The 21,829-nt window shown below is 48.2% G+C and carries 18 protein-coding genes and 2 pseudogenes; 10 read left to right on the top strand and 10 right to left on the bottom strand.

Features of this window, described 5'->3' with window-relative positions:
• Positions 1 to 7: 7 nt before the first annotated feature.
• The 4 genes from OX890_RS18965 to OX890_RS18980 are packed head-to-tail and all read right to left on the bottom strand — an operon-like array spanning position 8 to position 4,026.
• Positions 8 to 628 (bottom strand): NADH:ubiquinone reductase (Na(+)-transporting) subunit D, encoded by a 621-nt coding sequence (locus OX890_RS18965; RefSeq protein ID WP_006080314.1) that lies wholly within the window; start codon positions 626 to 628, stop codon positions 8 to 10.
• Positions 625 to 1,431, bottom strand: coding sequence for a Na(+)-translocating NADH-quinone reductase subunit C (locus OX890_RS18970; RefSeq protein ID WP_268649736.1), 807 nt, complete (start codon positions 1,429 to 1,431; stop codon positions 625 to 627). Before OX890_RS18970 ends, OX890_RS18965 begins: the two co-directional genes overlap by 4 nt.
• On the bottom strand, positions 1,421 to 2,653 hold the full coding sequence (locus OX890_RS18975) for an NADH:ubiquinone reductase (Na(+)-transporting) subunit B (protein ID WP_268649737.1): 1,233 nt from the start codon (positions 2,651 to 2,653) through the stop codon (positions 1,421 to 1,423). The genes OX890_RS18970 and OX890_RS18975 overlap by 11 nt, the downstream gene beginning before the upstream one ends.
• Positions 2,653 to 4,026, bottom strand: a complete 1,374-nt coding sequence (locus tag OX890_RS18980) for a Na(+)-translocating NADH-quinone reductase subunit A (protein WP_011845864.1) — start codon at positions 4,024 to 4,026, stop codon at positions 2,653 to 2,655. The genes OX890_RS18975 and OX890_RS18980 overlap by 1 nt, the downstream gene beginning before the upstream one ends.
• A gap of 454 nt (positions 4,027 to 4,480) precedes the next feature.
• Between OX890_RS18980 and OX890_RS18985 the strand changes: the two genes are divergently transcribed.
• From OX890_RS18985 to OX890_RS18995, 3 genes are all read left to right on the top strand, one after another.
• On the top strand, positions 4,481 to 5,521 hold the full coding sequence (locus tag OX890_RS18985) for an NADP(H)-dependent aldo-keto reductase (protein ID WP_259522530.1): 1,041 nt from the start codon (positions 4,481 to 4,483) through the stop codon (positions 5,519 to 5,521).
• 368 nt (positions 5,522 to 5,889) lie between these two features.
• The gene (gene ompV / locus OX890_RS18990; protein WP_012090121.1) at positions 5,890 to 6,663 is read left to right on the top strand and encodes an outer membrane protein OmpV; all 774 of its coding nucleotides are present in this window, start codon (positions 5,890 to 5,892) and stop codon (positions 6,661 to 6,663) included.
• Between the two features lie 21 nt (positions 6,664 to 6,684).
• Positions 6,685 to 7,143: a CC0125/CC1285 family lipoprotein gene (locus OX890_RS18995; protein ID WP_006080308.1), complete on the top strand. Its 459-nt coding sequence runs from the start codon at positions 6,685 to 6,687 to the stop codon at positions 7,141 to 7,143.
• 233 nt (positions 7,144 to 7,376) lie between these two features.
• Here OX890_RS18995 and OX890_RS19000 read toward each other — a convergent pair whose 3' ends face one another.
• The 4 genes and pseudogenes from OX890_RS19000 to OX890_RS19015 form a co-directional block, all read right to left on the bottom strand.
• On the bottom strand, positions 7,377 to 8,669 hold the full coding sequence (locus OX890_RS19000; RefSeq protein WP_268649738.1) for an ATP-binding protein: 1,293 nt from the start codon (positions 8,667 to 8,669) through the stop codon (positions 7,377 to 7,379).
• Entirely contained in the window at positions 8,666 to 9,370 is a 705-nt protein-coding gene (locus OX890_RS19005) for a response regulator transcription factor (RefSeq protein ID WP_006080306.1), read from the bottom strand. The genes OX890_RS19000 and OX890_RS19005 overlap by 4 nt, the downstream gene beginning before the upstream one ends.
• Before the next feature lies 1 nt (position 9,371).
• On the bottom strand, positions 9,372 to 9,755 hold the full coding sequence (locus OX890_RS19010) for a DUF3019 domain-containing protein (RefSeq protein ID WP_006080305.1): 384 nt from the start codon (positions 9,753 to 9,755) through the stop codon (positions 9,372 to 9,374).
• Positions 9,756 to 9,765: 10 nt separating this feature from the next.
• Positions 9,766 to 9,927: pseudogene (locus OX890_RS19015) on the bottom strand (MipA/OmpV family protein); the annotation flags it as partial.
• 71 nt (positions 9,928 to 9,998) lie between these two features.
• Between OX890_RS19015 and OX890_RS19020 the strand changes: the two are divergent.
• A protein-coding gene (locus OX890_RS19020; RefSeq protein WP_268649739.1) for an IS3-like element ISSba5 family transposase occupies positions 9,999 to 11,176 on the top strand; the annotation gives its coding sequence in 2 pieces (ribosomal slippage) (positions 9,999 to 10,257 and positions 10,257 to 11,176; 1,179 coding nt in all).
• A 4-nt stretch (positions 11,177 to 11,180) separates the two neighbouring features.
• Here the strand turns inward: OX890_RS19020 and OX890_RS19025 are convergent.
• Positions 11,181 to 11,868 (bottom strand): annotated as a pseudogene (locus tag OX890_RS19025) (MipA/OmpV family protein); the annotation flags it as partial.
• A gap of 725 nt (positions 11,869 to 12,593) precedes the next feature.
• Between OX890_RS19025 and OX890_RS19030 the strand changes: the two are divergent.
• Positions 12,594 to 12,890, top strand: coding sequence for a hypothetical protein (locus OX890_RS19030; protein ID WP_012197631.1), 297 nt, complete (start codon positions 12,594 to 12,596; stop codon positions 12,888 to 12,890).
• A 53-nt stretch (positions 12,891 to 12,943) separates the two neighbouring features.
• The gene (locus OX890_RS19035) at positions 12,944 to 15,220 is read left to right on the top strand and encodes a TonB-dependent receptor (RefSeq protein WP_268649741.1); all 2,277 of its coding nucleotides are present in this window, start codon (positions 12,944 to 12,946) and stop codon (positions 15,218 to 15,220) included.
• A gap of 70 nt (positions 15,221 to 15,290) precedes the next feature.
• On the opposite strand, the gene OX890_RS19040 is transcribed toward OX890_RS19035, so the two are convergent.
• Positions 15,291 to 16,991 (bottom strand): methyl-accepting chemotaxis protein, encoded by a 1,701-nt coding sequence (locus OX890_RS19040; protein WP_071938538.1) that lies wholly within the window; start codon positions 16,989 to 16,991, stop codon positions 15,291 to 15,293.
• A gap of 347 nt (positions 16,992 to 17,338) precedes the next feature.
• Between OX890_RS19040 and OX890_RS19045 the strand changes: the two genes are divergently transcribed.
• The 4 genes from OX890_RS19045 (at position 17,339) to OX890_RS19060 (ending at position 21,813) form a co-directional block, all read left to right on the top strand.
• The gene (locus OX890_RS19045) at positions 17,339 to 18,676 is read left to right on the top strand and encodes an aminotransferase class V-fold PLP-dependent enzyme (protein ID WP_268649742.1); all 1,338 of its coding nucleotides are present in this window, start codon (positions 17,339 to 17,341) and stop codon (positions 18,674 to 18,676) included.
• 80 nt (positions 18,677 to 18,756) lie between these two features.
• A complete protein-coding gene (locus OX890_RS19050) occupies positions 18,757 to 19,203 on the top strand; it encodes a SufE family protein (RefSeq protein ID WP_268649743.1) in 447 nt (148 codons plus the stop codon).
• A 187-nt stretch (positions 19,204 to 19,390) separates the two neighbouring features.
• Positions 19,391 to 20,557, top strand: a complete 1,167-nt coding sequence (locus tag OX890_RS19055) for a membrane dipeptidase (protein ID WP_268649744.1) — start codon at positions 19,391 to 19,393, stop codon at positions 20,555 to 20,557.
• Between the two features lie 83 nt (positions 20,558 to 20,640).
• On the top strand, positions 20,641 to 21,813 hold the full coding sequence (locus tag OX890_RS19060; protein WP_115333937.1) for an AAA family ATPase: 1,173 nt from the start codon (positions 20,641 to 20,643) through the stop codon (positions 21,811 to 21,813).
• Positions 21,814 to 21,829: the final 16 nt, after the last annotated feature.

Raw genomic sequence — 21,829 nt, forward strand, 5'->3', positions numbered from 1 at the left:
CTGCTCCTTAACCCCGTTTCCGCTGGATCACATTGATAGTCCAGATCAACACACCAATCAGGAAGAAGGCGCTAGGTGGTAACTTGAACATCTCGTTTGGCAAGTACCAGCCGCCGTTTTCAATGGTGGTGAACACGCTATGACCGAATAAATTACCTGTCCCTAACAGCTCGCGTACAAAGGCAACGCTGATCAAAATCAAGCCATAACCTGTCGCATTACCGAGCGCATCGACCACAGCTAAATGCGGTGGATACTTCATGGCGAAGGCTTCTGCGCGGCCCATGATGATACAGTTAGTAATAATTAACCCAACGAATACAGAAAGTTGCTTAGATAACTCATAAGCCACATCCTGCAGTACCATGTCGACGATAATCACCAAGGAGGCGATAACCGTCATCTGCGCGATAATGCGCACACTGGTCGGGATAAAGTTACGGATGGCAGATATAATTAGGTTGGAAAACACCAACACAAAGGTCACTGCGAGCGTCATCACCACAGCGGTTTGCATTGAGTTACTGACCGCCAGCGCCGAACATACGCCCAGCACTTGCATCGCGACGGGGTTATTGGCAAACACTGGCCCCGTTAACATGTCACGCATGGATAAAGTGTTGCTCATTTTGCCTCTCCCAACTCACCTTGCAATTCACCCTGCGCGGCCGACGCTTTCAGCTGGTTGAAGAAGGTTTGAAAACCCTCAACCCCAAACCAAAACTCCATTGCGCGCTGCACGCCGCGGCCTGTCATGGTCGCGCCACTCACAGCATCGACACCGTGGACATCGCCTTCTTTAGCGCCGCCTTTAACGAGGCGCATAGCAAATTTGCCTTTTTCATCAAATAATTGCTTACCCTTCCACAGCGATAACCAATGGGGATCCGTCACAAAGTCACCGATACCTGGGGTTTCACCGTGCTCGTACACCACTAGCCCTTTAATGGTGTTGAAATCGGGTTCAACCGCCACATAGCCGTAGATCATCGACCACAGACCTTTACCGTAGAAAGGCACAACCACACTGTCTAACTTGCCGTTGGCATCGAGCACTTTAAATACGCGGGCATCGTTAGCACGGGTTTTAATCTTGGCGATGTCCTTTTTAGGGGCGCTAGAGGTCTCAGGATTAATCGCCGCCATACGCTCATCGAAATCGAGCACGTTAGCGTCTGAGTCCACCTTACCTGTGTCTAGGTTGATCAATAATGGCTTAACCGATTTAGCGAAAATCTCTCTAAAATCAGATTCCTGACCTAAGTTCACATCGGCTGCCATCAACACATAACGCTTCACTTCGTCACGTTTTTTGGCGACTTTACGTTCTTTCAATATGCCTGCTGTGCCTGTGATCATAAACGAGCACAGGAGGCAGAGCGTGATGGTGAAGATCATGGTCCCCACCACAGTATCTTTCTTAAAGACCATGACGTTTTAATCTCCGTTTGATGTTGGCGCGGGCCACCAGATAATCGAACAGCGGCGCCCAAAGGTTAGCGAACAGAATGGCTAACATCACGCCCTCAGGCATTTTGGGGTTAGCGACACGGATAAGCACTGTCATAAAACCAATCAAGGCACCGTAGGCAAACTTGCCTTGGCGAGTGTAGGAAGTGGTCACAGGATCGGTGGCCATAAACATCATCGCCAATGCAAAACCGCCAGTGACTAGATGCCAAGTCCACGGCATTGCCATCATGTCATTGCTGCTAGAACCGATGTAATTACACAGCGTTGCAGTCGCAATCATGCCCAGCAGCACACCGAGCACAATGCGCCAGTCGGCTAAGCGGCTGATCAGCAGTAATGAACCGCCGATTAAAATCGCTAAGGTGCTGGTTTCACCAATTGCGCCCACGGTGAAGCCAAAAAAGTTGTTCCACCAATTAGGGTCGCTAAAGGCGCTAAACCAAGAGTAATCGGCAAAGCTCAGCTTGCCCGCTGCGGTTTGTGCCAGTGCAGTCGCACCAGAGAAACCATCAACGGCAACCAGCTGTTTAATGGTTGCAACTTCAGAGGGATAGGCGAAGTAGATAAAAGCCAAGCCCGCCAGCGCAGGGTTAAGGAAGTTATATCCCATGCCGCCAAACAGCTCTTTAGCCACAACCACACCGAAGGAAATCCCCATGGCCACCAGCCATAGCGGGGTCGATACTGGCAAGATTAAGGTAAACAGCAGCGCCGTCACGAAGAAACCTTCGTGCAACTCTTGGCCGCGAACCCTCGCAAATACCACTTCCCAGAACAAACTGGTGAGCAGCGCTGTCAGGTAAATCGGCAGATAAAAACTAAGGCCATAGAGGAATAAACCTAATATCCCAGTGTCTTGGCTAAGGCCGCCAAACAGGGTATTAAAGATTTCTAACTTCCAAATATCTGGGGTCGATAAGTCGCCCGCAAGCGCAAGTTGTGCCTGTAGGCCAATGTTATATAGACCGAATAAAATGGCGGGCAGTAAACACAAACCGACTAGCGTCATGGTACGTTTCACGTCAATCGCGTCACGCACATGCACTTTACCCTTAGTGCTGTGGCCACTGGCAATGACGAGTGAACGCAAAAAGCCCTTCATCGACTTACCCGTTGCGTAGTATTCTTCCTGTAAATCAGTAGCTTGCTGTAAATCAGGTTTTTTAACTTGCTTAGTCATTAACCTTCCCTCTCGATAACATCTAGACAGGCACGTAATTCTTTACCAAAGTCATATTTGCCGGGACACACAAAAGTACACAGTGCCAGATCTTCTTCATCTAACTCCAATGCACCTAAGGCCTGCGCCTCATCGGTATCACGCACCACTAAGTCTCGAACGAGCAAGGTGGGTAAAATATCCAGTGGCATCACGCGATCTAGCTGACCAAAGGCCATCATGGCGCGGGCTGAACCGCCCTGATGGGTAGTGAATTCGAACAGCTTAGTGGCACCAAACAAACGTGATGTCACTGCGCGGGTAATAGAGAATTTATCCGAGCCACCCCGTACCCAAGAAAGTACATGGTGCTGCGCATCTTCGCTCAGCACTGACACTTGGTTGTGGAATCTACCTAAAAAGTCATGCACACCAACCGCCGTATGGCCAGATAACACAGAGCCCGATACCACGCGGTTTTGGCCGGGTTTGATGTCATCACTGACTAAGGGACTTAACTCGGCGCCCAACTGAGTGCGCAGTAAACGCGGATTTAGCACGCTCGGGCCACCTAAGGCGACGATGCGGTCGGTATATAACTCACCGGTTTGGAATAACTTGCCGTAGGCAATCACGTCTTGATAGCCGATATGCCATACCTGACGCTCTAAACTCACAGGTAAAGTAAAGTGAATATGAGTGCCGACTAAACCAGCTGGATGAACACCGTCAAATCGGCGCACCTCAAGTTGTGGTAATGCTTCTTTCACAATCGCTTCGCCCTTATCCTGACACAGGTAAACCTTACCTTCGGTTAAGCGGCTCAACACCAGCAAGCCAGCTTTAAAAGCTTCGGTTTGCTCGGCGATGATTAAACGCGGATCGGCGGCCAGTGGATTAGTATCAATTGCGGTAACAAAAATCCCTGCGGGCGTGCTATCGAGCGCAGGCACGCGCGAGAAAGGCCGCGTACGCAGTGCAGTCCATAGACCGCTTTTCACTAATTGCGCCTGAACGGTTGACCTTGCTAAAGCGGCGATGTCTTGATGGATTTCGAAGGAAATCTGTCCATCGCGGTTTTCGCCGTCATCACAACGAATGACAACCGATTGTAGAATTCGGCGCTCGCCGCGGTTAATCGCCACGACTTGGCCACTAGCGGGTGCAGTGAATAACACGCCCGGTGTTTTTTTGTCTTCAAACAGGGCTTGGCCCTTTTGAACCCAATCACCCTCTTCGACCAACATCGTCGGCTTAAGCCCAACGAATTCTTCACCCAGAACAGCCACTTGGGATGGCTTAGCACCGAGTTCAATGACCTGTCGCGGCTCGCCAGCAATCGGCAAGTCGAGGCCTTTTTTGATCGTTACAATTTGGTTTGAAAAATCTGCCATCACAAATATCAACCATGAAAAATTTTTAGATAAATTCAGGGTAGAGATTTGTTAACCCAGTTTCCGATATTGGCGTCACATTCCGCCGCAAATTCGTAAGTTAGATACGTAAATTTACGCCGTTTTGTGACATAGGTTCACTTCCAAACTCGCAGCGATCTATAAATGTAGTTTTATAACAATTTATTCATAAATACGTTATTACTGATTTAGTCATACCTAAGGTTTACAAAAATAAGCCAAAATCCCCATCACAGTGCAGCAAAGCGATAAAACCGTTAAAAGCGCGACTCAGAGAACAAACTTCAACCAATGGCATGCCTCAACAGGGCGCAATACCGTTTAGCGGGCTGGCTATTTTTAGCGCACTAACATTTCAACCTATGGTTTAACCTTTGCTTTACAGCAAAAGCTTGGTAGCCTCAAACTAAGAGAGTTTTCGTAGGAGAAATAGATGGAATACAGACGCATACCGCATTCTAATCTCGAGGTCAGCAAAATCTGTTTGGGCACTATGACTTGGGGCGAACAAAATACCCAAGCCGAAGCATTTGCGCAGCTGGACTACGCCATAGGAAATGGCATCAACTTTATCGATACGGCGGAAATGTATCCCGTCCCACCTAAGCCCGAAACCCAAGGGGAAACCGAGCGTATTCTGGGGCAATATATCAAGGCACACGGCAACCGTGATGACCTAGTGATTGCCACTAAAATTGCCGCACCGGGTGGTAAGAGTGATTATATTCGCAAGAATATGGCGCTGGACTGGAACAATATCCACCAAGCGGTCGATGCCTCCTTAGCACGCCTCCAAATCGACACTATCGATCTTTATCAAATCCATTGGCCCGACCGAAATACCAACTTCTTTGGTGAACTGTTTTACGATCAACAGGATCAAGAACATCAAACCCCGATCCTCGAAACCCTTGAAGCCCTCGCCGAAGTCATTCGCCAAGGTAAAGTGCGCTATATCGGTGTGTCGAACGAAACACCTTGGGGCTTGATGAAGTACCTGCAACTCGCCGAAAAACATGGTCTGCCGCGTATTGTGAGTGTGCAAAACCCTTATAACTTGCTCAATCGCAGCTTCGAAGTCGGCATGAGCGAAATCAGCCACCGCGAAAACCTGCCGCTGCTTGCTTACTCACCACTGGCCTTTGGCGCCTTAACCGGCAAATACTGCAACGACCAATGGCCTGAAGGTGCACGCCTGACCTTGTTTAAGCGTTTCGCCCGTTACACAGGTTCGCAAATGGCACTGGAGGCCACGCAAGCCTACGTCGATTTAGCCCACGAGTTCAAACTCACGCCAGCGCAAATGGCGTTAGCCTTTGTTAACTCACGTCAGTTTGTCGGCTCCAATATCATAGGCGCCACCGACTTGTATCAACTGAAAGAAAACATCGACAGCCTGAAAGTCACACTATCGCCTGAGTTATTAGTGCGATTAAACGAACTGTCCGATAAATTCAGATTACCTTGCCCTTAGCCTAACCATAGGAATCTTAGCCCCTAGGCTTAGCCGGCGAATCGTTTGAATTACCAATAGCATCAGGCTAATACACCTGATGCTATTGATTTCATTCAGCTCAACGCCACTTTCCCATTCTAAATACCGCCTCCTTGTCGCACCTCGCTTTAGGTTAACGGCAAACCCTCTACCCCAAACTCTCTTACACTGACCAAGCACAAAGCTATCGTATTACCCTCGTTAAACTCGCAGCAGCATACTCAGCCCGATACCCTTCGACGGTCCTCCGGCAAAATGCTTCAGGTTACATTCGGATACAGAGTCCTGTTAAGAACTGAAATATAGTGGCGCCACAGTCACTAGACAGATGTCTTAAGGATCAAAAAATGAAAAAACTTTGCTTTGTAATCACAAGTGTTTTGATGTCGAGCCACGCGCTTGCTGAAAGCAATACCTACATTCGTAACGGTAATATCTATAGTCATCAAGATCAGTTCTTTGCTGGCGCAGGTGTTGCTACTGGCAGTCAGTTTTATAAGGGTCAAGATCACCAGACAGGTATCTACCTCAATGGCGGCTACCACGGAGAGGACTTCAACGCCGATCTGTCCGGTATCAACTACCGCTTTTTAGGCACCAACGACAGTGCCGTTAACTTCAGCATTTTTGTGGTTGCCAATCCAGGCTTTGATGCCAATGACGCCGATATTTTAACGGGCATGAAGGATCGCAAATTCAGTGGCGATCTGGGTTTAAACGCCGACATTCATTTAGGCACAGGCACGTTATCAACCAAATTCCAACACGATGTGACAAATGTTTATGATGGTTTTCAAGCAGATATCACCTACTACCATCCAATAAATCTGGGCTTTGGGGATCTGGTGCCTTATGCGGGTGTGCACTATTTCAGTAAAGACTTCGCAAACTACTACACTGGTGTGACGTCATCTGAAGCAACGGCGCAGCGCCCTGCTTATCAAGCCGACGGCACCTTCGCATATAAGCTAGGTTACGCTTTGGTTATTCCAGTCACTAAGCATTTAGACATTACTCAAGCCACTGGTTACTCGCACATAGCTGCCAACATGGCTGACTCTCCGCTAATCGACAGTAGCAACCAGTGGGTTACTACTCTTGGCGTGAGCTATAGCTTCTAACTAACCTGACGAGACAAGACCATGACATCGATCAAAAAAACGTTTTTATGTGCTGGATTAGCCCTGATGCTTTCAGCTTGCGCCACTTCATACGATACCGAAAAACAATTTTGGTCTTTCGGTAAAGGCTTTGAAACCGCACAGATTGCACCCGATAGCTGGCAGATTAGCTTTGTTGGCAATACCAACACTGACCGCGCATTGGCCCGAAAGTACGTCATGCGTAAATCGGCTGAGTTATGCAAACAGGCTGGTTATAGCTACTTCACTTTCACTCGCGAACAAACCGATCGTGACGCAGTGGGCCAATTTGGGGTAGGAAAGAACAGCAGTAACGATATTTTGTGGGGGAGTTCGACGATGAATCAAGAAACTTCTGTCATGGTCGAAGTCACAGGTTTACATAGCAAACCAGAAAATACGAACTCACGTATCTACGACACGGATTACATACTTAACAATGTCGATGTGAAAGGTTAATTGCGAATCAAACGTGCACCAGCCTAGCTCCTAGGCTGGTGCTGTTTTATCGCTACATCGTGACATTGCTCGCCTTTTCTGATGTTTATGCAGCGTTACGCACCCGATGAAAACAACTCTGCCCTCCAACGTTAAAACCCAGTCTTAAACTCTTGCCTTAAACTCCGCTTTAAAATTCAGCCTTAAATTCCGGTATAAATCTCCAGTCCGAAACTTCAGCCTTAAACTCAGCGTTAAATTTCAGCCTTGAATTTTAGTGACATGCGAGCGCCACCGAGCTCAGGGGAGCGTCCAATACGTAATGGGGCATTCATCCAACAACCGATTCTGTCGACAATCGCCAATCCCATGCCATGACCGGAATTTCCACGACTGTGCTGACCACGCACAAAAGGCTTAATCACCTGCGCAGACTCCAGTTCATCTATGCCTGGACCGTCATCGTCAACGTGTAACCAGGTCGCGCCCTCCTCGACTGCCAACGTCAGCCGAATCTTTGCCTTACCAAAACGCAGCGCATTATTAAGCAAATTATTCACCTGCATTGATAAGTACTTAGGGTCTGTCTTGATCTTGAGCGCTGTGGGATAGGAAACCAGTTCAACCGAAAAATCGGGGTACACTTGACCTTGATACTTTTCGAGTAGCCAAGCATTGAGTTCAATCGACTGCCAATCGGGCTGGATATTCGCTTCATCGAGGCGGGCATAACTCAGCAGCGTCATCACCAAGTCTTCCATCGTGTCTAGATCGCGGTTCAAGCGCTGGAAATACTTCACTCTAAGCTGTTCGCTTTGGGTTTCTTCCAGCGCCTCAATGCCAAATCTTAGCCGTGCGATCGGGGTTTTTAAATCGTGAGAAACAGCCCGACTGAGCAGTTTGTTGTCATCGATCAATTGCTGAATACGATCAGCCATGCGGTTGAATTCGCTTTCAATAGTGCCTATGTACGACGTTTTTCTAACAGGAATTCTCTGCTGCAACTCCCCCATACCAAACGCTTGGGTCGCCTTACTGAGATTAACCAGTTGACGGATCAAGGGCGACACCCACACCAACAAAATCAGCACCACGCCGCCATAAAAAAGCATGGTATACAGCTTATTCAAGTCAAAGCTGACATCGGTGGGCGTGACGATATCGGTGTTAATGTTCAATACCTGCCCCGTTTTTGGCAGTAAATAATGTAAGGAGATGCCGTCATCGGACTCCAGCAGGAGTGATTCCCCGGCATAAAACGCGGTTTTTAGGGCTGAGGGTAAGACGAAATCGGCTTCACTCGCTAAAGACAATTGCTCTGAATTTAGCTGGTTCCAGTTTGCGATAAAACTTTGATTGTTAACGCTATCGTTATCGAGCGTTTGCGCCAGTGTGCCGCCCAGTAGTTTTAATGCGGCGAGATGAGTGGCTGGGGTTTGCGTGTCATTATCATGATCTAGCAGACTGGCAAACTCGCTTATCGACCAGCCTAGGCTCGCAATGGCCACCAGCACCACCAACACCAGAGAAGTCATCAACTTCTTCATAAAGCTTGCTCACCCTCGTCGCGGCAAAAAAGGTATCCCTTGCCACGGATGGTTTTCACTTTATAGGGCTGGCTTAACGCTTCCTGCAATTTCTTGCGTAAACGCGATATGCGAATATCAACTGAACGATCTAGGCCATCGTATTCAATGCCTCGAAGCTGAGCCACCAGTTCATTACGACTCACTATCGTGCCCGCCTTCAATGCCAGCAGCCACAACACATCGAACTCATTGGCATTCAAATCCAGCGGCTGTTTATCGATAGTGACCGATTTTGCCGTCGCATTGAGTACCAGCGAATCAAATACTAATTGCTGTTTTTGCTCCTCATCACCCACGCGGCGTAACAGGGCTTTTATCCGCGCTAACAACACCTGTGGCCGGATCGGCTTAGTCAGGTAATCATCTGCCCCGACATCTAATCCGCGGATCTCATCCCCATCCTCAACACAAGCCGTCATAAATAGAATAGGCCCAGCATAAAATGCCCTCGCTTCCTTACAGACATCGAAACCATTCTTAACGGGTAACATCACGTCGAGTAGCACTAAGTCAGGTATCTCTTCGGCGATCATCTCTAAGGCAAAATCGCCTTGGCTGGCAACCGTGACTTCGTAACCGTGGTCCAGTAAATAGTCACTGATCCACTCTGCCAGCGAGATATCGTCTTCGACCACTAAGATGTGCTTTTCAACTGACATATTAGAATAACCTCCAACCTGACTGACTCTGTTTAGGGGCCTTATAAACCCAAGTCACCACCACTTTGACCTGCGCCAGTGGTTGCACATCATCATTACGGATCAGACTAAAGGTCGCCGTTTTATCGCCTTCAAAACTATATTGGTATTCTTGCATGGCTTTGCCGCTCCAGCAGATTAGCTGGTGCTGGCGGTCAGTCAGTATGAGGCAATACTCGCCGCTCGTCGGTGTTTGCCATCGAAACAACACATCTTGATAGCAAGTTTGCCCTTTATGGAGCGCAATGCAGCGCTCTGGAGTCGCAGTAAAAATCACCGAATCGTCCTGACCCCAAGCAAAAAAAGGCGCGTTCAGTAACACTAACCATAAATAAAATCGCTTCATGCCCACGCCCCTAAAACACATAGCTGATAGAGGCATTAAAAAACGATGCATATCCGGCTTGATTAAAGGGACTATCGGTCACTTCTTGGGATAATACATTGAAGCGATACATGGCCCGAAACACAAAACTCTCACTCAGCGGATAGGCAACACCGAGCTCCATGCCGTATGTAGTGGCACACTAATTTTGGCCACCTAAATAGAGGTGATATTATTACCTCGTAGATGACTTTAGGTGAACACATGAGATCGACAACCAGAAAAACATTTAGTGCTGAATTCAAACTTGAAGCAGCCCAATTAGTCCTCGATAAAAACCATAGCATCATCGAAGCTGCAAAGGCGATGAACGTAGGTAAGTCCACTATGGATAAATGGGTGAGACAGTTAAAACTAGAACGCCAGGGTGGCACACCAAAAGCATCTCCGATTACCCCTGAACAAATTGAAATCCGTGAGCTGAAGAAGCAAATAGCTCGTCTTGAGGAGCACAATCTCATCCTAAAAAAGGCTACCGCTCTCTTGATGTCAGACTCGATGAACAATTTACGCTAATCAGCGCACTCAAGCAGAGCCACTCTATTCTCACAATTTGTAATGCATTCAAAGTGCATCGAAGTAGCTATAAGTATTGGCTAAAAAGAAAAGAACATATTGATGCAGACTTTACTATTTTATGCAGTGAAGTGAAGGCCGCACATCGTATTAGTCATGGCTCTGCCGGTGCGCGAACGATAGCGCAATTAGTGACTAACAAAGGGATTGGTCTCAGTCGTTATCGAGCCCGTAATCTAATGAAAAAGCTTAGGTTATTAAGCTGTCAGCAGCCTAAGCATTCTTATCGGAAAGCGACACAAGAGCATGTTGCAATCCCCAATACGCTTAATCGACAGTTTGCAGTAACTCAACCAGATCAAGTGTGGTGTGGCGACGTGACGTATGTTTGGGTCGGTAATCGCTGGGCCTATCTAGCCGTTGTTCTTGACTTATTTTCCCGCAAACCTGTTGGATGGGCCTTGTCATTATCACCAGATAGTGCGCTGACCTGTAAAGCTTTGAAAATGGCATTTGAGTTAAGGGGTAAGCCTGAGAATGTGATATATCACAGCGATCAAGGTTCGCATTACACAAGCTTGAAATTCAGACAATTAATATGGCGTCTTCAAATTGAGCAAAGTATGAGTCGCCGCGGGAATTGTTGGGATAACGCCCCAATGGAGCGTTTCTTTAGAAGTTTGAAATCTGAGTGGATACCCGCCAGTGGTTATGGGAATTTTACAGAAGCAGATAAAGAGATCACAAATTACATCACTGGATATTACAGTGAGACCAGACCCCATCAATATAATGGTGGGTTAACGCCAAATGAGTCAGAACGTTTATATTGGAATGACTCTAAAACCGTGGCCAATTTTACTTGACCACTACAGTAGCTAAAAGAACTGCTCGGGTGATATTCGGGAAAGAGTTCAGTTGCTTCTTCTTTGCTGACACCAAAAAGATAACGATTCAAGGTGGCTGATGAGTAGCCTACGCTTCCCAAAACGTGAAAGTTCCAATTACGTACCTGCCAGGACTTACCCAATCTGGCGGAACTCTGAATACCCTGATCATCATAATAATCAGATACTAATCTGTACTGGAAAACGTAGTTATCGCCCCAGTAACGCGTGGCACGAAAACCTGCGCCAATATAGAGCGAATCTTCCGATAGTAGATAAGCATTGCGGCCAGCTTCATCGAGTGTGCTGGGGTCCACATCTGGACGTGACCATGAACCTTGTAAATTCGCCAATAACAGATCAAAGGACCAATCCTCTGAACTCCAAAGATTCACCCCAAGATTAACCCCATCCTGAGATTGGTGGATCATCTCAACAAACATGCCTTTGTACTGATACATGCCACTGACCAACAGCGACAATTGCGCAGCGCCGGAATCGGTTTGCCGAACATCAATTTGGTTGACCCCGTAAACACTCATACCCAGTTCAAAATCACCGCCGTCGGCAAGGCGATTTGAACCTCCATTGACACTGCTAGCAATATCCGATGCCGCAGCGGTACCGGGAAGAATGCTGAGCGTTAACACAAAAAACCAAAGAATACGCATGCCCATTTAATCCACATTTCTAGTCGTTATTTAGCGCTACATATTACAACAGTTTGTTAGGGTGTGTTGACGTTTCAGGGTTGTTTTTGCAGCGATTTGGCTGGCTTTTATGCAAGGCAAAGCCCGTGTGGTGTAGTTATTCTACATAAACGGGCGATAACGCGGCAGAAATGCCAGCCAAACGCTGCCCGAAGGGTTCGTCTGGCAAGCTCTTGCTCTTTGTCACTCGTCATTTGAGTAGAATAACTACACTTCACTCCTCGTTTCGCGATCACGAGCTTGCCAGAGCGAACAAAATTCAATCTCGAAACGTCAACACGCCCTAGTCTTTTTATCCGCCACTGCACAAGCAGTGACATTTTTGCGACGATAATATCGTCAGATAGCAAGTACAGTCAGCAAAGCGCAAGGAAGTGAACCTAAGCGAGGGGAAACTTCGCGCCCAATACGCTTATCAGCTGAATCGATTGAGGATGTAACTAGGGTCTTAAAACCTTCATCTTCGTCAATCCACATAAATTGACATGATTAAAATAAATAATAAAAACAAGTTAATAGCTTAAATCATCCCATCATCGAAACCGATTAAGTATTCTTGGTTAACAAAAGTTAACTAGACCCAAGACGGACAATTCAAGTAGGGTCGGGTCACAAATTAGGATCAACTGTATCTCGCGATCGACGACTGGTGCGGCGCTAAGATAACTCTGACCCATAGAAGAATAATGACTCACTCAAGTTCCCCAACTCACAGAAAGTGGCTTTGGCTACTGCTCGGCGTGTGGCTGATTGTCATCCAATCGGTTGCGCTGTCGCATTCTGCTGAACACAGTTTGGAACATGAGCATGCCCACTGTTTCCTGTGCGATTTTGGTCATGAGCAAAATGCAGGTCCATCGTCTGTGCTTATGCCGCCGATGGGATTGCAGCAAGCTGAAAGCATCCCGCAGAAACCTTACCAACAACCGAGTTTACCTTGGTTACGTCACTTCAACGTGCGTGCACCGCCCTTACTGTTTTAAGCAAATTCAATCATTTAAAAATCTATTTTTTGCTTATCTAAAGGAAAGGCACAATGAAACTTGCACTATCTTCAATAGCGCTAGCAGTGGCTGGCGTGTGTTCACCGGTTATGGCCGCTCAATTACAAGGTCAAGTGACCGATCTGCAAGGCGCACCTATCGCTGGCGCCCTTGTCAGCATCGACGGTGGGACGAGCACAAGCACAAATCCTCAGGGCCAGTATCTGTTAACTGTCGCCGACAATAGCCATATCCATCTCCACATTAGCGATGCCGAGTTTAAGCATGTTGACAGGGATTTGCAGATAACCACTGGCGCCATGACGCAGGATATTTCACTGACGAAAACGGCGATGGAAAACATTGTCGTGACCGCATCGCCGCTCGCCCGCTCTGCGCTCGAAAGCACGACGCCAATTAGTGTACTGACCGAAGATCAACTCAAGCTCAATATCGAGCCGACGCTAGGTGACACCTTAGAAAAACTGCCCGGCGTTCAAGCCTCCCACTTTGGCGCGGGGGCGAGTCGCCCCATCATTCGCGGCATGGGCGGTCCTCGAGTACAAGTGCTTGAAAATGGCCTGTCTGTTGGTGATGCATCGACGGTATCGGCCGATCACGCGGTAACAGCAGAAGCCGCCTCGGCGCAGCAAATTGAGATCCTGCGCGGCCCAGGCACATTGCTTTACGGGAACGGCGCCATTGGCGGCGTGGTCAATGTGGTGGATAAACGCTACCACGAGAGCCCAGTCGATGAGTTATCGGGACAATTTGGCACTCGCTACGACACGGCCAGCAATGGCCGCACCTTTAACGGGGATATCGATGGTGGCAATGGTCAGTTCAATTGGCATGTAGATGGCACCCATCGCATTACCGACGATGTCGATATTCCGGGAAATGCCATTGCCAATCTGCCCGAAACCCATGGAAAACTGGCGAACAGTAACCAAAAACTCGACGACTATGCCGCAGGTGTTGGCTATACGGGTGACACGGGATTTGTCAGCATATCCGGCGCGCGCACTGAATCGAATTACGGTATTCCCGGCCGCGGCGAAGCCGATGCGCCCGATATCACCATAGATTTAAAGAAAACCGCATGGCAGCTGCACAGTGGTTTGTTAGATCCATTTGCTGGCTTCAGTAAACTGCGTTTTGATGCTGGCTATACCGATTATCAACATGCTGAGGAAGAAGATGGGGTTGCCGGCACGACTTTCTTTAACAAGCAAAGTGAAGCGCGCTTAAGCCTTAACAATCGTCCTTGGGGTGAGTGGCAAGGCACTATGGGGCTGCATGCTGTACACCGTGATTTTGCCGTTGAAGGCGAAGAAGCGCTGACACCAGACAGCAAAACCGATACCTTAGCCGCCTTTATCGTGCAAGAACGTAAGGTCGGAGATTTTCGCTTCGAGCTTGGCGGCCGCTTAGAGCATTACCGCTTAGCGCCAGACAGCATGACGCTAGACACGCTAAATGGCGAACAAACCTATCAAGCCGAAGACTTAGTCGATAATGATCTCACCGTATCGGCGGGTATGGTGTGGGACTTCGATCCCGCCTATAACTTGGGACTGTCGCTCACCCGCGCCCAACGTTCGGCCACCGCCGAAGAGCTTTACAGCTATGGTCCCCACGATGCCACCCAAAGCTTTGAGCTTGGTTCGCAGTTCAGCGTTGAAAATGGTCAAATCATCACTAACAGTGGCAATAACGATAAAGAGGTCGCCAATAATATCGACTTAACCCTGCGCAAATTAGAGGGTGCGTGGACAGGCTCATTGAGCATGGCCTACAACCGAGTCAATAATTTCTATTACGAGAAAAATACGGGTTTAATCGCCTCTGATATAGTCAACGGCGATGCTGAAGGTGATTTACCGGTTTACCAATACACCCAAGGCGATGCAGAGCTTTATTCCCTCGAGGCCCAAGCCAGTATCCCGTTCAACGATACTTGGTCATTGGATATGTTCAGCGATTACACCCGCGGCAAGTTGATCGATGGTGGTAACTTACCACTTATTTCGCCCATGCGTATCGGTTCGACCTTAAACTTTGACCAACAACAATGGCACGCTGAAGTCGGCGCAATTGGCTATGCTAAACAAACGGATACCGCCGAAAATGAAACCGAAACAGCAGGCTATGCGCTAGTGAATGCCGCCATCACCTACCGTTTATATACTTCTGCGGGTGACATGCTGTTCTATGTCAAAGGCACAAATCTACTCGACCAAGACGCGCGGCCACACACCTCGTTACTCAAAGATTACGCCCCACTGATGGGACGCAACTTTATGTTAGGTGTCACCTATAACTTCTAAAAAACTGGAGTTGTAAAAGACAATAAATTAAGCCCAAAGCGAAGTCCTAGACTTCGCTTTTATTTTTCAATTAAACAGCGCGCACCTTGAACTGCTGCATGGTTTCCCTTAGTGAATTGGCCTGCTGAGACAGTGACTCACTGGCTTTTGCAGTTTCATTGGCGCTGCCAAGTACCAATTCCCCTGAATCTCGAATCTCATTAATACGCTCACTGATATCCTCAGCGGTGACGGCTTGCTCCTCGCTTGCGGTCGCGACCTGAGCATTGGCCTGAGTCAGTTCAGTTAAGGCATCTAAAATCTCAAATAGGTGCTGCTTGGCTTGATTAACGAGCAGTGACGATTCACTGATTTGCTTATCATTATTGGCGAAGGATTCGACTGAGGACTTAGCATCTTTCACGAGTGTTTGGATAAGATCGCTGATCTCCTGCGTGGCGGTTTGGCTACGAGTTGCCAGCGCCCGCACTTCTTCGGCGACCACAGCAAACCCACGTCCTTGATCTCCCGCCCGCGCCGCTTCAATCGATGCATTCAAGGCCAACAAGTTCGTCTGCCCCGCTATCGCATCGACTACAGAGACAAAGTTGAGGATTTTTCCGGTACTCGCTTGAACCTGTTGAATAAGTTGATTCGAATACTGGGCGCTGGCGACTAACTGTTTGGAAATTTTTTCGCTCGCATCGACAACCTCGCAACTTTCTTTCACTTTATGCTCGGCTTGTCCCGCTGAGTACGAAGCGGTTTCAGCACTGCTCGCCACTTCAGTGATCGTTGCCGCCATTTGGGTCATAGAGGCGGCGACTTGATCGGTATTATCCTGCTGCCTCAACATGGCCTCACGATTATTTTCGGCAACCGCATTAAGCTCAGTCACCATAGAGGCAATTTCTTCACTTCGAGCAATCACTTGGCCGACGGTTTTACTTAAGGTCCACGCCATTTGATTCATACTGACGGTAAGTTCGCCCAGTTCATCCTTAGAATCGACGCGCAGCTCTTGGTTAAAGTTACCCTGTTCCATCTTAGCGGCAGAATTACGTAACCGATTGATAGATTTGACCATGTATTGACTGCAAGCGATGCCAATCAATAAGCCTATGACTAAAGACACGATAGAAATAATCGTTAAGCCATAAATCGCCCTAAGCTCTTCGTCCTCAGTCACAGAAACCGCGGTTTGAGTCATTTGCTCTAACCGCTCAACGAACTGACTTAGCTCAGTATTAAACTCGTTTTGCGCAACCTCTAAGGATTCAACCCGCTTAGCTAAAGCGGCTGGTTCTTCTTTTTGCTGGATACCTGTGATGACAGTAGCAAGTAAAGCTTCATAGTCACCAAAACGTTGAATAATCGTGCCAATATCTTGATTTAACTGCTGCGTTTTTTCATGTAATAGCGGATTTTTAGCCTCTTTTAATGCCACATTGAGCATAGACTGAGTCGAGAGTAACTCCTTATTAATGTCTTCTTTATGCTGAATAACATCCGCAATAAACGCCGCTAAAATGGGCTGACTCGATGCGGCTTCAATGTCCGCCGCACGAAACGCTTTTTCTAAAATGACTGAGCTTTCGAGCTGCTTAATAGTGACGTCGGTTGATAATCTCACTAATGGAATATTTTCCTTTGCAATGCCTTGGATTTCCTCAGAAACTCGCTGCATCTTCAGCAGACTAAAACCAGACAAAATCAGGATCAGTACTAACATCACCCCAACGAGGGCGATCATCTTATGTTTAATCCGTAAATCTTTTAAAAACTGCACCATAAAACGGGTCTCCAACAAACACCGATATCAAAGGACGTCCCATTGAGAATAGTCGCAGTTTTCACTTTGGGTGGTTGAATTGAGCGTAAAGTATTAGCTGAATTTAAAAGAAAAACTTAAACATTAGAAAAATCGCATTATAGCTAAGCTCGATGATACGTTAGAAAGTCAAAACCCGTTTAAGGCGCGCGAAATACCAGAGGGCAGAAGTTTGAACAAACGTTGGTGAAATTAGACGCTCAATACCGCCTTCCAATGTCAACGCCTCAACAAACCGCTAAAACTTGCATTAACATGGCAGATCACAGAAGATCCCTTGGCCTTTTTCATTGCCTTTAGCCTCATCTATGACTCAACCTGCATCGCCTACGCCAAATACTGTGACTCACACAGCGACGAATACTGTTACCTCACATCCTTCGGCAAGTGCCTCTCCTGATGCCACAGCGGTTCTTTGTTCATTAGAAGCAGAGCAGCGCAATGCTAAAATTAGGTCACAATTCCCAGCGTTAAATCAACTGCTTGATGGCTATCCCTTGTGTTATCTCGACACCGCAGCCACCAGCCAGAAACCGCAAATGGTGTTAGATGCCATGGCGCAGTTTTACGCTAACGACAATGCTAATGTACACCGCGCGGCGCACCAGTTATCGGCGCGATCGACCTTAAGTTATGAAAAAGTGCGCGATCAACTGCAGCTATTTTTAAAGGCCGAACGCCGCGAAGAAATCATCTTTACCCACGGCACCACAGAATCAATCAACTTAGTCGCCTTTGGACTCACTGCACACGTCAACGCTGGTGATGTGATATTAATCGACGCCGCCGCCCACCACGCCAATATCGTACCTTGGCAGGAGCTGGCAAAACGCACGGGCGCTGTGATTAAGCCAATCCCTCTCGATCAAGCTTGCCGCTTAGATGTCAGCGCCTATAAAACCTTGCTCGAGTTAAAGCCAAAAATCGTCGCGCTTTGCCATGTTTCCAACGCCCTAGGCACAGTCAATCCCGTGGCTCAGTTAGTTCAGTTAGCAAAAGCCCAAGGTGCAATAACCTTAGTTGATGGTGCGCAGGCAGTGGCGCACTTAACGCTGGATGTGACTGAAATTGATTGTGATTTTTACGTTTTCTCGGGGCATAAAATGTATGGTCCCACTGGCGTTGGCGTGCTTTACGGCCATTTCGACGTGTTAGATAATCTCGCGCCACTATTAACTGGCGGTGAGATGATTAAACGCGTGAGTTTTGAAGCGACAGAATTTGGCAGCCTACCGAATCGCTTAGAAGCGGGCACGCCGCCAATTGCCGAAGTCATAGGTTTGGGCGCGGCCATTACATTTTTACAAACCGAGCTCACACCGCAGGTTCAAGCTTATGAAGCTGAATTAGTTAACTATTTACAAAGCCAATTGCGCGCGCTCGGTGAAGTGCATTTATACGGCGCTTTTGATGACAATATTGGCGTCGTCGCCTTTAATCTTGCCGATGAACATCATCAAGATGTGGGCATTTTGCTGGACCAACAAGGGATTGCCGTGCGCTGCGGCCATCACTGCGCCATGCCATTAATGCAGAGTCTGAATCTTAAGGGCTGTTGCCGCGCCTCTATCGGTATCTACACCAATAAAGACGATATCGACCGCTTTATTGCCGCGTTGGCCTCGGTAAAAGACTTGCTGCTGTGATCCAGTATTTAACGACTGAACCACGCGACTCATGCGCTCAAGATAAGTTACGCTCAATAAGTGAGACAGGATTTAGCCCTATGACAGATTCGACTATGCCTATGCCAAGCGAGGCCGATTTTCACTATTCAGTGCAAGATGCCGAGACCTTGCTAGCGCGTTTTACCAAGGCACCTAACTGGCAGGAAAGATATCGCCAAATTATGTTGCTAGGCAAAGACTTACCGAGTTTAAGCCCAGAACTTCGCGTCGAAGCCGCTCAGGTAAAAGGTTGTGAAAGTGATGCGTGGATTTATCACCTCGAACAGGCTGGCAAGCACTATTATTTAGCCGACAGCGATGCCCGCATTGTTAAGGGATTGATCGGATTATTGCTTGGCGCCTGCCATGGCAAAAGTCGCGCGGAGATCCAAGCATTTGATCCTACAGCTTACTTCAAACAATTGGGCCTAGAAGGTCAGCTCAGCCCATCACGCACCAACGGCCTTAACTCTCTCGTAAAAGCCATGCTTGAAGCCACTCTATAGCTTCACGATAGCCACAGGCCAAGGGTTTTCATTTACTGCGACCAGCGATAATTGAAACCGCTTGGCAATAACAAATCATCACAACTCCAGCTCGGGGAAAAAGGCCAAAAAAGGGATTTAATCAAAGACTTCTACGCCCTAAAAAGGTATAAAGAAGTTACATTTGAGTTATTGATAGGAACCGAGCATGCCCATCAAGGCAGTCAATCACCACCGTCGTACTCTTCTTAAAGGTCTTGGCGCAGCAACACTATTAAGTCCACTCGCCAGTATGCCAAGCTTTGCCGCCAAACCAAGGCGGATATATGTCGATGGTTTATCCTTCCTTCCCGATGACTTAAGTGATGTAACAGCCTCTAAACTCGACGCTTATATATGCGATATTTCGGCGATTGAGACCATAGAACAAGCCGATGGCACTCAAAACTACAAACGCACCTATAAAGCTTGCATGGAAAGCATTAAGCAGGCCGCTAAAAGGGTGAACGAACATCCCGATATTTTACTGCAAGGCCTGAGGGGACGCGATATTCAACGTGCCCGCGACAGCCAACGCACTGCGGTGTTCTTTCAAATCCAAGGCGCAGATTGTGTCGAAGAAGACAGTGAAGCTAATCAGTGGGCACAGGTGGATGAATTCCATCAACAAGGGCTGCGCGTATTACAGCTCACCCACCACTATGGCAACACCTTCGCCGGCGGCGCCTTAGACAGTGATGCCAATGGCGGACTCAACAAGCCGCTCACCACCCATGGACGCGAACTTATAGCCAAACTCAATCATGCCAATATCTTGGTCGATGTGAGTCACTCCAGCGCCCAAACCGCTTTAGATGTCGCTAAGATCACGAAGTCTCCCATAGTGCAGAGTCACGGTGCAGCGCGCGGCATAGTTAACCATGCCCGTTGTTCACCCGATGAAGTGATCCGCGCCATCGGCGATAGCGGCGGCGTATTCGGCGTATTTATGATGAGCTTCTGGCTCACCAATAATGCAGTGCCCACGATCGATGACTATATTCGCCAACTGGAATATGTGTCGCGTGTCGGCGGTGTGGATAGTGTGGCAATTGCCAACGACTTCCCGCTGCGTGGCCAAGAAAACCTACTGGCACTCGGTAATGACAACGCCAAAGGCATTAAAGAATATCAAGAATGGTGGTACAGCCTGAGAGCAAAAGGCGTGCTAGGTTTTGATGCAGAGCCAAGGCATGTCGTGATCCCCGAGCTAAATCATATCGATCGCATGAGCCGTATCGACGATGCCTTAGCCAAGGCGCGCTTTAAAGCCACCGACCGCGACCGCTTTATGGGTGGCAACTGGCAACGCGTGCTCAATAAAGTACTACTGTAAATAGCATTGTTTTATCGCCCTATTTAATTTACGTTGTCGAAAAATTTACGGGCTTATCTGCTCGTTTCAGTCTTGGATATTCTATGCTGACCACACTCGCCATTTTCAATTATCGCTCTCTGCGTGAAATCGTCTTGCCCCTAGGGCAACTGAATTTGATCACAGGGGCAAATGGCAGTGGTAAATCGAATCTATACAAGGCGCTACGTTTACTGGCACAAACGGCGCAAGGCGGTGTCGTCAACGCATTAGCCCAAGAAGGCGGACTCGACTCCAGCTTTTGGGCGGGGCCAGAAAATTTCACCAAAAGCATGTTAGCGGGTGACACAGCCATTGAGGCCACCGTCAGGCAAGCGCCAAAACGCTTAAAGCTCGGCTTTGGCGGCGAGGACTTTAGCTATCTTATTGAACTCGGTTTACCTGAACCCGACGCCACTACGCTGTTTGGCTTAGATCCACAAATCAAGCGCGAAGCCATTTGGAACGGACCTAAGTATCGCCCCTCTACAGTGTTAGTCGAGCGCCGTGGTCCAATGGTGAAAAGCCGCAGTGCTGATGGAAAAGGCTGGATAATCTTAGGCGCCCACCTGCAAACTGGCGACAGTATTTTTACCGAGCTTGCCGATCCCGAGCGCTGCCCAGAAGTGCTCAAGCTTCGCGACAGTATCCGCGCGTGGCGCTTTTACGATCACTTCAGAACCGATGCCGAAGCCCCTGCACGGCGACCACAATTAGGCACGGCTACGCCGGTATTGCACCACGATGGCCGTGATTTAGCCTCGGCAATTCAAACCATTTTTGAGATAGGCGATAAATCGGCTTTCGATCATGCGGTGAGCGATGCATTTCCCGGTGCTAAGGTTCGAATCGAGCCTCAAGCGGGCGGCATTTTAGTGCTCGCATTTCATCAACATGGTTTATTAAGGCCACTCAATGCCAGTGAATTGTCGGACGGCACCTTGCGTTATTTGCTGTTAATCGCCGCCCTACTGACCCCAAGACCGCCAGAACTTATGGTGTTAAACGAGCCAGAAACCAGTCTGCATCCAGATTTATTGCCTGCGCTGGCACGCTTAATTGCTAAGGTATCAGAGGAGTGTCAGCTGTGGGTGGTGTCCCACGCCAATCGGCTTATCAATGCCTTAAGCCAATTTGAACACTGCAATACCTTGGCCTTAGACAAAACCTTAGGCCAAACGCAGATCCAAGGCCAAGACTTGCTCAATACGCCCAGTTGGCTATGGCAGAATCGTTAGTCGGCGGTGTTAACGC

It is taken from the genome of Shewanella sp. DAU305 (genome assembly GCF_026802235.1).
In the GTDB taxonomy this organism is placed as follows: Bacteria; Pseudomonadota; Gammaproteobacteria; order Enterobacterales; family Shewanellaceae; genus Shewanella; species Shewanella baltica.